The organism is Luteimonas sp. RC10, assembly GCF_014192745.1.
Classification (GTDB): Bacteria; Pseudomonadota; Gammaproteobacteria; order Xanthomonadales; family Xanthomonadaceae; genus Luteimonas.
This window is the reverse complement of the sequence record NZ_JACHYJ010000011.1, coordinates 51,752-64,141: the sequence shown is the minus strand read 5'-3', so window position 1 is coordinate 64,141 and position 12,390 is coordinate 51,752. Positions and strand designations below refer to the sequence as shown.

Here is a 12,390-nt window from a genome sequence, read left to right as displayed (position 1 = left end):
GACGCGGGTGCGGTCGTGTCCATTGAAGCCCGCGGCCAGCCGCGGGCTTTTTCTTGCGGCCGTTCTCCCAAATCGAATGCGGGCCTGGGCTTTCCACTTTGGATGGCCAGGAAAAGCCGGGGTCAGAGTGCAATTTCGTCTCACGAAATTGCACTCTGACCCCGGTTCTGCGCGGTGCGGGTGGCGGGCGGGGCCGAGCGGTACAGGCGGCATCTGGGATACTGTCGCGCCAGGTTCCCTGCCCAGGTCGCCATGTCCAAACCTTCCGGTCCGCGCCGTTCCCAGGTCGAGAAAGCTGCCCGCCGCGCGCAGGGCACGCCGATCCATGCGCAGCTGCGCGACGGCGATGGCCGCGTACTCGCCGGGGCGACGCTGGAGGACGGCGAATGGACGATGGTGCTCGCCGGTCGCCCGGTGGCGAGCACGCCGAGCGCCGCAATGTTGCTGGCGATGCTGCGTCACACCGCCGCGGTGCAGGGGCGGGCCGGGGTGCGGACCCGGCTGTCGGTCTCCAAGGTGCTCGATGCGGCCGCGTGCGCGGAGGCGCAGGCGGCCGGTCGCACGCTCGCCGCGCATCTGGACTGGCTCGAGGCCGAGCGGCGCACGCGCAATGACCCGGCCCCGGCGCTGCACTGAGCCGGAGCGGTTGGGCACGGCCTGCTGAACGATGAACTGTGCAGGTGGCGTCGACAGTGCGGATGGCCACCGCCGTTATCATTCGCGGCTCGTCCAATCGATACGCCTGTGATGGTTCGCCTCCGTCTGTTGCCCGCCCTGGTCCTGTTGCCGTTGGCCGCTGCGTTGCTGGTCGGCTGCGGGCGCAACGCGCGCGAGGATGTGCCGTTCATGGGCGAATCGTTCGACGCCGACGACATCTATTCGCGCACCTACGATCTGCCACCGGCCCAGGCCTGCAGCGCCGCGCGCTTGGCGCTGCTGGGGCAGGGCTACGCAGTCGGCAAGGCAGGGGACGACGCGGTCGAGGCGACCAAGAACTTCCAGCCCGAGGACGAGGTGCACACCCAGCTGTCGGTGCGTGTGTCGTGTGTGCCGCGCGGCAGCGACCGGACGCTGTTGTTCGTCAGCGCGCTGCTCGACCGCTACGTGCTGCGCAAGAGTTCCAACTCGGCGAGCCTCGGCGTCGGGGCGCTCGGTTCGTTGTCGGTGCCGATCGGCAGTCGCGAGGATTCGCTGGTGCGCGTGGCCAGCAGCACCGTGCAGGATGCCGGCTTCTACCGCCGGTTCTTCGAGCGCGTCGGCTACTACGTGCCGAACTCGACGGACGGCGATCGGCGCTCGCCGACGCCTCAGGTCGGTGAGGATCCGCCGCCCGACGATCTGCACCGTCCGGCGCGGGACGACGCACCGCGCTGAGCCCCGGCTGCGAGCGAACTGCTACAGTCGCCCGGTCCATCGCCGCTGGGGTCGTGTCTGGTGAATGCCGTGCTGGAGGGGTCCGAAGCGTCGTCCGCTGCGCCGGAGCTGCGGGTCATCGCGCGGCTGCGCGACAACGGCCGGCTCAAGGACGTCGATCTCGCCCGTGCGCAACGCTTGCACGCCGAGGCGGGGGGCAGCCTGCTGGGGCTGCTGGGCCGGCTGGGCCTGGTGTCCGAGCGCGACCATGCCGAAGCCTGCGCTGCGGAGTTCGAGCTACCGCTGCTGGCCGGGCGCGAGCTGCCTGACGAACCGCCCGAAACTGCCGAAGGCGCGACGCCGCTGTCGGTGCGCTTCCTGCGCCAGTTCCATGTATTGCCGATCGGCGAACAGGACGGCCGCCTGCGCCTGTGGATGTCCGATCCCTTTGATGCCTATGCGCTCGATGCCGTGCGCTTGGCGGCCGGGCGCGAGCCGGTGCCGGCGGTGGGCCTGCGGTCGGAGATCGACGATGCGATCGAGCGCTGGCATGGCCAGGGTCGCAGCGCGATGGGCACGATCGTCGAGTCGGCCGACGGCGAGGGCGGCGGCGACGTCGACGATGTCGAGCACCTGCGCGATCTGGCGTCCGAGGCGCCGGTGATCCGGCTGGTCAATCTGGTGATCCAGCGCGCGGTGGAACTGCGTGCCTCCGACATCCACATCGAACCGTTCGAGAGCCGGCTCAAGGTCCGCTACCGCGTCGACGGCGTGCTGATCGACGGCGAGAGCCCGCCGGTCAATCTGACGGCGGCGGTCATCAGCCGCATCAAGATCATGGCCCGGCTCAACATCGCCGAGCGTCGCTTGCCGCAGGACGGACGCATCATGCTGCGCGTGCAGGGCAAGGAGCTCGACCTGCGCGTGAGCAGCGTGCCGACCGCGCATGGTGAGAGTGTGGTGATGCGCCTGCTCGACCGCGAGACGGTGGTGTTCGACTTCCAGCGGCTGGGCTTCGACGGCGAATTCCTGCCGCAGTTCCAGAAGGTGCTCGACCAGCCGCACGGCATCCTGCTGGTGACCGGTCCGACCGGCTCGGGCAAGACGACGACGCTCTACACTGCGCTCTCGCAGCTCAACACGCCGGACGTGAAGATCATCACGGTCGAGGACCCGGTCGAGTACCAGATCGAAGGCATCAACCAGATCCAGGCCAAGCCGCAGATCGGCCTGGACTTCGCCAATGCGCTGCGCTCGATCGTGCGCCAGGATCCGGACATCATCATGATCGGCGAGATGCGCGACCTTGAAACCGCGCGCATCGCGATCCAGTCGGCACTGACCGGACACCTGGTGCTCAGCACGCTGCACACCAACAATGCCGCCGGCGGCATCACCCGCATGCTCGACATGGGCGTGGAGGACTACCTGCTGACCTCGACGGTCAACGGCATCCTGGCCCAGCGCCTGGTGCGCCGGCTCGAGCCGACGCATGCAGTGCGCTATGCCGCCTCGCCCGAGGAGATCGAGCGCTTCGAACTGCGCCGCCATCAGCCCGAGGGCGAGATCCACCTCTACCGCCCGGGCCCGTCGGCCGCGGCGCCGACCGGCTATCTGGGGCGCACGACGATCGTCGAGTTCCTGGTCATGAACGACGAGATCCGGCGCGCGGTGATGCGTCATGCGGGTATGGGCGAGCTCGAGGACCTCGCGCGCCGCGCCGGCATGCGCACGATGTACGAGGACGGCATCGCCAAGGCCCTGCGCGGGCTGACGACGATCGAGGAAGTGCTGCGGGTGACCGAGGAGGCATGATGCCGCAAGACGCGCGAACCACGCACCGCCACGCTCCCAGCACGCTGCAATGACCCTCTACCGCTACAAGGCCCTCAACGCTCGCGGCGAAGTGCTCGACGGCACCATGGATGCCGCCAGCGAGGCCGAGGTCGCGCTGCGCCTGCAGGAGCAGGGGCACCTGCCGGTGGAGGCGCGTCCGGCGAGCGAGGCGCGCGGGCTCGGCGATTGGCGGACGGCGTTCAAGCCCAAGCCGTTCTCCGGGCAGCGCCTGGTGCAGTTCACCCAGCAACTGGCGACCTTGCTGCATGCCGGGCAACCGCTCGATCGCGCACTGACGATCCTGCTCGATCTGCCCGAGGAACCGGAGGCCAAGCGCACGATCACCGAACTGCGCGATGCGGTGCGTGGCGGCGTGTCGCTGTCGACGGCGCTCGAGCGGCAGCACGGCACGTTCTCGCGGCTGTACGTGAACATGGTGCGTGCGGGCGAGGCCGGCGGCAGCCTGGAGGACACGCTGCAGCGGCTGGCTGACTATCTCGAACGCGCGCGCGCCTTGCGCGGCCGGGTGATCAACGCGCTGATTTATCCCGCGATCCTGATCGTCATGGTCGGCGCTTCGCTGATGTTCCTGCTGGGCTATGTTGTGCCGCAGTTCGCGGCGATGTACGACAGTCTCGATGCCGAATTGCCGGTGTTCACGCGTCTGGTGCTCGGCGTCGGCAGCTTCGTGCGTGACTGGTGGATCGTGCTGCTGATCGTGCCGGTGCTGGCGGCCTATGCCTTCGCGCTGAAGTTGCGCGATGCCCGATTCCGCGCGCGTCTCGATGCCTGGCTGCTCGAGCGCCGGCTGGCCGGCCCGCTGGCCGCGCGCATCGAAACCGCGCGGCTGGCGCGGACGCTGGGCACGCTGTTGCGCAACGGCGTGCCGTTGATCACGGCGCTGGGCATCGGCCGCAATGTGTTGGGCAACCTGGCGCTCGCGGCCGATGTCGAGGCCGCGGCGGCGGAAGTAAAGAACGGCGTCGGGCTGTCGACCGCACTCTCACGCGGCGGGCGCTTTCCGCGGCTGGCGATCCAGATGGTCCAGGTCGGCGAAGAATCGGGCGCACTCGATGCGATGCTGATGCGCACCGCCGATACCTTCGACCAACAGACCGGGCAGTCGCTCGACCGCATGCTCGCGGCCCTGGTGCCGGCAATCACGATGCTGCTGGCACTGGTGGTGATGGTCGTGATCCTGGCAGTACTGGTGCCGATCTACGACTTGACCAGCGTCATCGGGTAAGCAACCGTCCGTCGTGAGGGGGCCGAAGCAGCCGATCACCACGTCCCTGACCTCTACGCGGTCTCCACCGACGCACGCGGCGTCGATCACCGCGCGCTGCGCGGCTGCGCAGCACGCGCAGGCTCGCGCCAGCGCAGCCACAGCAGCACGGTCGCCGCGCCCGCGCTCGCCACACCCCACAGGCCGACGGCGGCCTGCGCCGCACCCCAGATGTGCACGCAGCACCAGGCCGCGAGTGCCAGCGCGAGGCCGCCTGTCCAGCGCAAAGCGCGTCGGCGCGCCGGCGTCGGCGTGCCGCCGATCACCGCGGCGTGGTGGCGGTCCATCGCCAGCGCCAGCGCGGCGAAACCGGCGGCCGCGAGCACGATGGCCAGCACGACCAGTACCGCGCTCATGCCGGCACCTGCGCATCGCCGACGCGCGCACGCCGTGGCGGTCGCACGGGGGCGCGCCGCGCGTGGCGATCGACCGCCCAGGCCGCCCAGCCCAGCGCGGCACCCAGCACCAGCAGGCCGATGTCCATCGTCGCCATCGCGGTGTCGCCGGCGGCGAGGCTGGCGAACAGCCCATGCTGCGTCGCGACCAGGTTGTAGACCGGCAGCGTCGCGAACAGCAGGGCACCGACTGCCAGTTGCTCGCGCCAGGCCGCGACCGGCCGCCGCACGCAGGCGTGCAGCACGCACGCCAGCCAGAACAGGAAGAACAGGTGGATCTCCCACTGCGCGCGTTCGGCCATGCCGGTGGGCAGCAGCCGGTTGGCCCAGAAAAAGACTGCCATCGCGGCAGGCAGGCCGGCGACGAAGCCGATGTTGAGCGATTCGACCAGCCGGAAACCGACGTGCGGGCGTGACGGGTCCGGCAGTTGCGCGCGTCGCTTCACCGTCCACAGCACCAGCCCGCTGGCGACCATCAGCGTGCCGGCCAGGCTCGACAGGAAGAACAGCCAACGCATGGTCATCGGGGCGAAGCGCGCTGCATGCAGCCCGACCATGCCATCGCGCGTGTCGGCGGCCGCGCCCTGTGGCGGCGTGCGCCAGACGAGCGCGCCGCTGGTGCCCGAAAACGCCATCGACTCGTAGTCGTAGACGATGCGCGCATCGGTACTGCGCGAGGCCACGACCTGCGCGGCGGCATCGCCGGGCAGGTCGATGCGCAGCGTGTCGACGCGGTCGGGCTGCCAGTCGGCGGCTGCGCGCACGCGCATCGCCTCGATGTCGCCCAGTGGCGCCGGCGTGCCACTGCGCTCGACGGTCGGTGCCTGCGGGAACAGTTCGGCATAGAACGCCTGCTCGTCGGCATAGCGGGCATCGATACCGAACGGCATGTACAGCGCCATCAGCGTGATCAGGCCGGTGTAGGTGATCATCAGGTGGAACGGCAGCGCCAGCACCGCCAATGCGTTGTGGCCGTCGAGCCAACTGCGCTGGCCCTTGCCGCGGCGGAAAGTGAAGAAGTCGGCGAAGATCTTGCGGTGCGTGACCACGCCGCTGACGATCGCCACCAGCATGAACATCGCGCAGATGCCGGCCAGCCAGCGCCCCCACAGCACCGGCATGTAATGCATGTCGAAATGCAGCCGGTAGAAGAAATCGCCGCCGCGGGTGTCGCGGACCGCGACCGCGTGGCCGTCGGCGTCCAGCCAGGTGCGCGAGGCGTAGGCCTCGCGGAACGACTGCCCTGGCATGCGCCACGACACCTGGGTGCCGGTGGTGCGCGGCCCGGGCAACTGGACGGTCCACGCGTCTGCGCCCTGGGCGTGGGTTTCAAGCCACGCCAGCGCCTGGCGAGTGGCGGTCGCGGCCTCGACCGGCGCGCCCAGTTCGGGCGTCATCCAGCGGGTGATCTCTTCGCGCCAGTACGCACTGGTGCCGGTCAGGAACATCGCATAGAGCACCCAGCCCACCAGCAGCCCGCTCCAGGTGTGCAGCCAGGCCTGCGACTGGCGGAAGCCACGACTCATGCCGGCGCTCCGGTCAGCGCGACGACCGCGCCCGCCACGGCCGCAATGCCGGCCAGCCACAGGCCGGCGCGCAGGCCGTCGCGCGCAGCGAATGTGGCCATCACACCGGCCGCGAACAATGCGAACGACAGCAGCGTGGCGGTCACCGCCGCCGACAGCGCACCGCCGGGCAACAATCGCGCGATCGCTACGACGGTTAAGGCCGTGGCTGCATAGTTGCCGGGCACCGCAACCAGAATGCGGCACAGCACATCCAGGCGGACGGCGATCGGCGTCCGGTCGCGCTGGGCGCGGGCGGTCAGGGGAGCGGGGGTGGGCATTGCGGGCGTCGGACAGGGCGGCAGCGGCGATGATATCAAATGCGAATCATTTACAACTAGATGGGGCGGCCGGGCCTCAGCCGTCGAGCGTGCCCGAGCCGGGCTTCCCGGTCGGTCGTCCGTGCGGCATACAATCCGGACTCGATCCCAAGACGAGGCAGCGTCCCATGCACCACTCCCTCCGATCGCGTCGCGGGGTCCGCAAGACGGCACAGGGCGGTTTCAGCCTGATCGAGATCATCCTGGTCGTCGTGCTGATCGGCGGCATCGTCGCGTTCGCCGCGAGCCGCATCCTGGGCGGCGGCGACCGCGCCCGGGTCAACCTGGCCAAGGCCCAGGTGCAGACCCTGGCCGAAAAGGTCCATCAGTTCGAGATGGACACCGGCCGCTTGCCCAACGCCCTGAACGACCTGGTCGTCCAACCCGGCGATGCCAGTGGCTGGCTCGGGCCTTACGCGAAGGAAGGCGAACTGCGCGACCCTTGGAACACGCCCTACGAATTCCGCGCGCCGGGCGATGGCCAGCCCTTCGAGATCGTCAGCTTCGGCGCCGATCGCAAGCCTGGCGGCGACAGCGTCAACGCCGATATCCGCTACGAATGATCCTGCGGCGGCCGCGACCGCCAGCGCCGCAGCCGCCGCCTGGCCGCGCGGCGCCGGGATGCCAGCGCGGCTTTTCGCTGCTGGAGGTCCTGCTGGTCGTCGGTCTGATCGCGGTGACCGGCGTGCTCGCCGCGGCCGCGATGAGCGGCGGCTTCGATCGCATCGCGCTACAGTCGACCGCCAAGGAGCTGGCCGCGCAGTTGCGCTACACGCGGGCCCAGGCGATCGCGACCGGTGAGCCGCAGCGCTTCGTGCTCGATCCCCAGGCGCGCACCTGGCGGGCGCCCAACGGCCGGCATGGCGAGATCCCGGCCAGGCTCGATGTCGAATTCACCGGCGCACGCGAATTGCAGACCTCGAACAGCGAGGGCGCGATCGTGTTCTTCGCCGACGGTGCGGCCACTGGCGGCCGCATCCGGGTGATGCTGCGCGGCGCGGCCTGGCAGGTCGATGTCGCCTGGCTGACCGGCGAAGTCCGGCTGGGCCGAGGCGAGCAATGAATCGCCCGGGCGCAGGACGCGGCCAGGCCGGCTACACGCTGATCGAGGTCATCGTGGCCTTCGCGGTGCTGGGGTTGGGCCTGATGCTGTTGCTGGGCACGTTGTCCAACGGCACCCGGCAGGTTCGCTGGGCGGCCGATGCCGGGCGCGCTGCATTGCATGCACGTTCGCTGCTCGACGGCGTCGGCCTGTCGTTCCCGGTCGTGCCGGGCCAGACCAATGGCGACTTCGAGGACGGCCGCTACCGCTGGACGCTCGCAATCGCGCCGTACGTCGATCCTGACCTGCCGCCCGCCGCGCCGCTCGCGCAGGGCGGCCCGCAGGTGTACGAACTGACGCTGGCGATGGACTGGGGCGAGGCCGGCCCGCGCGAGCGCTTGCAGGTACGTACACTGCGGCTGCATACGTCCGACCCGGCCGGCACGGGGGTGCCATGAGCCGTCCGGTTCGCGGCTTCACGCTGATCGAAGTGCTGGTGGCGACCGCGTTGCTGGCCGCCGGCCTCGCGCTCGCGCTGACCACGCTGCGCGCGGCCACCGCGACCGTCGAACGCGGCGAGACGCTGGCACAGCGCAGCGAGCGCATGCGCGCAGTCGAAGGCTTCCTGCGCCGCCGGATCGCGTCGGCGTTGCCGATCGGCTTCGAGGTCGACGAGACCACCGGCGAGCCTGTGCGCTTTGTCGGCGAGTCGCAGCGGCTGCGCTTCGTCGCCGACCTGCCGGACTACCTGGGGCAGGGCGGGCCGCATCTGCATGACCTCGCGGTCGATGACGACGGCAAGCCGCAGCGCCTGACCGCGGCGTTCGCGATGGTGCTGGGTGGACGCACGATCGAAGAGGCCGCGCCGCGCCCGCCCGAACCGTTGATCGACGACCTGACCGCACTGCGCCTGCGCTATCGCGGGTTCGATGCGACCGGTGCGCTTGGCGAATGGGGCGAGCGCTGGGGGCCGGCGACCCTGCCGTTGCAGGTCGAGATCGCAATCGAGACCGAACGCGATGGCGCCTGGCCGCTGCTGGTCGTCACTTTGCCGCAGGGCAGCGGGCAACCTGCACAGGAAGCCTTGCCATGAGCCGAAGCCGGGGCGCGGCGCTGCTGTTGGTGCTGTGGCTGATCGTGCTGCTGTCGGCGCTGGTCGGCGCCTTCGCACTCACCGCACGCATCGAGAACCAGCAGGGGCGCGTGCTGGCACGCGGCACCGTGGGCGATGCCGCCGCGCGTGCCGGGCTCGAATACGCGCTGATGCGGCTCGCGTTGCCGGACCCGGCGCTGCGCTGGCAGCCCGACGGGCGACCCTACGCCTGGCAGTTCCACGACATGGCGGTGGAGATCCGGATCGTCGACGAGACCGGCAAGGTCGATCTCAACGTGGCCGGCAGCGACTTGCTGACTGCGCTGCTGCACGCGGTGGGCGCCGACCCTGACGTGGCAGCCCAGGTGGCTGGGGCGATCGTCGACTGGCGCGACGAGGACGACCTGGTGCAGCCGGTGGGCGGCGCCGAACGCGCCGAGTACGCGGCGCAGGGACGCGCCTATGGCGCCAAGAACGCGCCGTTCGAGACCGTGGCCGAGGTCCAGCAGGTGCTCGGGATGACGCCGGCGCTGTTCGAGGCGGTGGCGCCGCACCTGACCATCTACGGCCGTCTGCCGTCGCCCGATCCGCAATTCGCCGATGCGGTGGTGCTGCAGGCGATGGGCGTCGATGCCGATCCGATTCTGGCCGCGCGCGCGGCCACCGGTGCACTGCTTGCCGAGGCGGTGCTGGGCGGCGGCAGCGGCACGTATAGTATCGACAGCCGTGCGCGGCTCGAAGGGGGGCGGAGCGCGCGGTTGCGGGCAGTGGTCAGGACCGGCGCTGGCGCCGTACCGGGCACGGCATACAGCGTGCTGCGTTGGGAGGAGGGAGCTTCACCGCGATGATGTCCGCAACACCCGCATCACCGGGCGCGTCCGCGCTGCCGCGCCGCGGCTGGCGCCCGGACGGGCGAACCTGGGCCCGCGTCCGCAGCGCCTTGGCGTGGTGGCGCACCGCGCTCGCGGCCTGGTTGCCGCCGCGCGTGCGCGAACTGTTCGGACTGTCCGGCCGCCGCCTCCTGCTGCAGCCGCAGGGCGAGAGCCTGCGACTGGTCCTGCATGAAGCGCGCGACACGCGTGAGCTGGCGCAGGTGCCGCTTGCCGAACTGGCAGGGCGCGCTGGCGATCCGCTGGCGACATTGCTGGGCGATCGCCTGGCCGGAACGCCGCGCTGGCTGCTGCTGCCGGCCCAGGCAGGATTGCGCAGACGCATGCTGTTGCCCGAAGCCGCCGCCGATCGCCTGCACGACGTGCTGGGCTTCGAGATCGACCGGCAGACGCCGTTCGCCGCCGGTGACGTGCGGCATGGGCATCGTCTTCTGGGGCGTCGAGGCGACGGCCAACTCGAGGTCGAACTGGTGGTGGTGCCGCGGGCGACGATCGAAGCCGAGCTCGCGGCGCTCGGCAGCTTGGCGCCGACGCTCGCCGGCATCGACCTGGCCGAGGGCGACCGCCCGCTCGGGGTCGACCTGATCGACGCAGAACGCCGACGTCGACGCGAAGATCCTCAGCGCCGGCTGCAATGGCTGCTCGCTGCGATCGCCGTGCTGCTGACGGTGGCCGGCCTGTGGCAGATGCGCGAGAACCGCGCCGCCGCGGCCGATGCCTTGCAGGAGAAGGTCGAAGCCGAGGCGATCCGCGCGCGCGCTGCGTCCGCGCAGCGCCAGCAACTGGCCGACCTGCGCGAGGGCATGGCGTTTCTGCAGGCCCAGCGCGCTGCGCGGCCCACCACGGTCGCGGTCCTCGACGAACTGAGCCGGCGGCTGCCCGACAGCACCTCGCTGGAGAAGGCGGCGATCGAGGGCAACCGGATTCTGCTGATCGGCCTGAGCACCGAGGCCTCGGCGCTGGTCGGGCAACTGGAGGGGTCACCGCTGTGGCATTCACCGGCGCTCGCCGGGGCGTTGCAGAACGACCCGCGGACGCGCTCGGACCGCTTCACGCTGACCGCCGAACTCGCACCACCGCCCGCGCCCACCGCGCCGCCACCGCAGGAGGCCGCCCGTGCCGACGATGCCCGATAGTCCGGTGCCCGCGCGCGACCGCTGGCTGGCGCTGGGTCTGCTGCTGGGCGCGCTGCTGCTCGCTTACCTGGTGCTGCTGCACCCTTGGTGGACGCAGCCGATGCAGGACCTGGGCGCGCGCATCGACGCGCTGCAGGAGCGCGAACTGCGCATCCGCCGCGAACTCGAGCAGGCGCCGCAGGTCCGCGCCGAACTCGAGCGCGCGCGCGAGGCGATGGCCGCGGCGCCCGGCTTCATGCCGCAGTCGAGCGTGGAGCTGGCGACGGCGGCCCTGGTGCAGCGGCTCGAGAATGCGGTGCTCGAAGCCAGTCCCGGCAACCGCAGTTGCGCGATCAGCAACCGTTCGCCGTTGGCTGGCGGCCGCAACGACCGCTACCCGCGTGCGACCGTGCAGGTGCGGCTGCGCTGCGGCATGCCGGAGCTTGCCGCGGTGCTGCATTCGCTCGAAGCGGGCACGCCCCGGCTGTTCGTCGACAACCTCAACATTCTCAGCCAGCGGCACACGCTGGCCGCGGGCGCCGCCAGCGGCGGCGTCGACGTGAGCTTCGATCTGTCGGGCTATGTGTTGCCGGGTCCATCCGCACCTGCGGCGGCGCCCAGCGCGGAGGCGGCGACCGATGCGGGTTGATCGGCTCAATCCCCGGACCTGGCTGATCGGCGCCGTCGCGGCGTGGGCGCTGCTGTTCCTGGTGCTGACCTTGGCCGGGCTGGGCGGGCGCATCGGCCAGCGCGAGGACGAGGGCGACCCGTCGGCGGTGACCGCGCCGGCGATGCCGGATGTCGCGCCCCAGCCACCGCTGTCGCAGTACGGGGAGATCGCGGCGCGGCCGCTGTTCTCGGCCGATCGCAAACCGCATCCCTTCTTCATCGACCCGCAGGACGAAGGCGGCGAGGCCGCGCCGGGCTTCGACTTCGTGTTGACCAGCGTGCTGCTGACGCCCGATTTCGCGATGGCGATCCTGCAGCCCAGCGGGGGCGGCGAGTCGATCCGCCTGCGCATCGGCGAGGCGCCGCCGACCACGCCCGGCTGGGTGCTTGGCAGCGTGGACGCGCGCAGCGTCGTGTTCAACGGCCCCGAGGGTCCGCGCACGCTGGAACTGCGCGTGTTCGACGGCACCGGCGGCCAGCCGCCGACCCCGATGACGACGCCGGTCGCGCAGGACCGCGCTGTGCAGATGCCGCTGCGCCGGCCGCCGCCCGCGACCGATCCGCCGCCGCCCGACATTCCGCAGGCCGGCGATGCCGGGCGCGCCCAGGCCCGGAACGCTGCGCGCAACCGCGCACCATCAGGCGGTGCGCAGACGGCCGGCAACGACGTCGCCGCGACGGCGGAGGCGCAGGTCGAGGCGATCCGTCGCCGGATCGAGGAGCGGCGCGCGCGCCTGCGCCAGGAACAGCAACAACAGCAACAGCAGCCAGCTCGGCCGTCGCCCGCGCCGCAGCCGTCGCCCACCCCCGTCCAGGATCCGTAGACT

At 71.0% G+C, this 12,390-nt stretch carries 15 protein-coding genes; 12 read left to right on the top strand and 3 right to left on the bottom strand.

The annotated features are described in order from the left end of the window. Nucleotides 1-252 precede the first annotated feature (252 nt). The 4 genes from FHW73_RS16925 (at nucleotide 253) to FHW73_RS16910 (ending at nucleotide 4,435) form a co-directional block, all read left to right on the top strand. Nucleotides 253-636: a hypothetical protein gene (locus FHW73_RS16925; RefSeq protein ID WP_183427938.1), complete on the top strand. Its 384-nt coding sequence runs from the start codon at nucleotides 253-255 to the stop codon at nucleotides 634-636. 210 nt (nucleotides 637-846) lie between these two features. Then, entirely contained in the window at nucleotides 847-1,374 is a 528-nt protein-coding gene (locus FHW73_RS16920; protein WP_183427952.1) for a DUF2242 domain-containing protein, read from the top strand. 60 nt (nucleotides 1,375-1,434) lie between these two features. Beyond that, nucleotides 1,435-3,168 (top strand): type II secretion system ATPase GspE, encoded by a 1,734-nt coding sequence (gene gspE, locus FHW73_RS16915; RefSeq protein WP_183427937.1) that lies wholly within the window; start codon nucleotides 1,435-1,437, stop codon nucleotides 3,166-3,168. Nucleotides 3,169-3,217: 49 nt separating this feature from the next. Then, a complete protein-coding gene (locus tag FHW73_RS16910; RefSeq protein WP_183427936.1) occupies nucleotides 3,218-4,435 on the top strand; it encodes a type II secretion system F family protein in 1,218 nt (405 codons plus the stop codon). Nucleotides 4,436-4,521: 86 nt separating this feature from the next. Here the strand turns inward: FHW73_RS16910 and FHW73_RS16905 are convergent, their stop codons facing one another. From FHW73_RS16905 to FHW73_RS16895, 3 genes are read right to left on the bottom strand one after another with little or no spacing between them, the layout of a single operon-like run. After that, entirely contained in the window at nucleotides 4,522-4,830 is a 309-nt protein-coding gene (locus FHW73_RS16905; protein ID WP_183427935.1) for a DUF3325 domain-containing protein, read from the bottom strand. Further along, a complete protein-coding gene (locus FHW73_RS16900; protein ID WP_183427934.1) occupies nucleotides 4,827-6,395 on the bottom strand; it encodes a PepSY-associated TM helix domain-containing protein in 1,569 nt (522 codons plus the stop codon). The genes FHW73_RS16905 and FHW73_RS16900 overlap by 4 nt, the downstream gene beginning before the upstream one ends. After that, complete coding sequence (locus FHW73_RS16895; protein WP_221187619.1) at nucleotides 6,392-6,715, bottom strand: hypothetical protein; 324 nt, start codon at nucleotides 6,713-6,715, stop codon at nucleotides 6,392-6,394. The genes FHW73_RS16900 and FHW73_RS16895 overlap by 4 nt, the downstream gene beginning before the upstream one ends. Nucleotides 6,716-6,882: 167 nt before the next feature. Between FHW73_RS16895 and gspG the strand changes: the two genes are divergently transcribed. The 8 genes from gspG to FHW73_RS16855 are packed head-to-tail and all read left to right on the top strand — an operon-like array spanning nucleotide 6,883 to nucleotide 12,387. Beyond that, nucleotides 6,883-7,317, top strand: a complete 435-nt coding sequence (gene gspG, locus FHW73_RS16890; protein ID WP_183427933.1) for a type II secretion system major pseudopilin GspG — start codon at nucleotides 6,883-6,885, stop codon at nucleotides 7,315-7,317. After that, nucleotides 7,314-7,817, top strand: a complete 504-nt coding sequence (locus FHW73_RS16885) for a GspH/FimT family pseudopilin (protein WP_183427932.1) — start codon at nucleotides 7,314-7,316, stop codon at nucleotides 7,815-7,817. Before gspG ends, FHW73_RS16885 begins: the two co-directional genes overlap by 4 nt. After that, nucleotides 7,814-8,254, top strand: coding sequence for a prepilin-type N-terminal cleavage/methylation domain-containing protein (locus FHW73_RS16880; RefSeq protein ID WP_183427931.1), 441 nt, complete (start codon nucleotides 7,814-7,816; stop codon nucleotides 8,252-8,254). The genes FHW73_RS16885 and FHW73_RS16880 overlap by 4 nt, the downstream gene beginning before the upstream one ends. Then, a complete protein-coding gene (locus FHW73_RS16875) occupies nucleotides 8,251-8,889 on the top strand; it encodes a prepilin-type N-terminal cleavage/methylation domain-containing protein (protein ID WP_183427930.1) in 639 nt (212 codons plus the stop codon). The genes FHW73_RS16880 and FHW73_RS16875 overlap by 4 nt, the downstream gene beginning before the upstream one ends. Next, nucleotides 8,886-9,737 (top strand): type II secretion system protein GspK, encoded by an 852-nt coding sequence (locus FHW73_RS16870; protein ID WP_183427929.1) that lies wholly within the window; start codon nucleotides 8,886-8,888, stop codon nucleotides 9,735-9,737. Before FHW73_RS16875 ends, FHW73_RS16870 begins: the two co-directional genes overlap by 4 nt. Then, nucleotides 9,734-10,915: a PilN domain-containing protein gene (locus FHW73_RS16865; protein ID WP_255493079.1), complete on the top strand. Its 1,182-nt coding sequence runs from the start codon at nucleotides 9,734-9,736 to the stop codon at nucleotides 10,913-10,915. The genes FHW73_RS16870 and FHW73_RS16865 overlap by 4 nt, the downstream gene beginning before the upstream one ends. Beyond that, entirely contained in the window at nucleotides 10,905-11,543 is a 639-nt protein-coding gene (gene gspM / locus FHW73_RS16860; RefSeq protein ID WP_183427928.1) for a type II secretion system protein GspM, read from the top strand. Before FHW73_RS16865 ends, gspM begins: the two co-directional genes overlap by 11 nt. After that, on the top strand, nucleotides 11,533-12,387 hold the full coding sequence (locus FHW73_RS16855) for a general secretion pathway protein GspN (RefSeq protein WP_183427927.1): 855 nt from the start codon (nucleotides 11,533-11,535) through the stop codon (nucleotides 12,385-12,387). Before gspM ends, FHW73_RS16855 begins: the two co-directional genes overlap by 11 nt. Nucleotides 12,388-12,390: the final 3 nt, after the last annotated feature.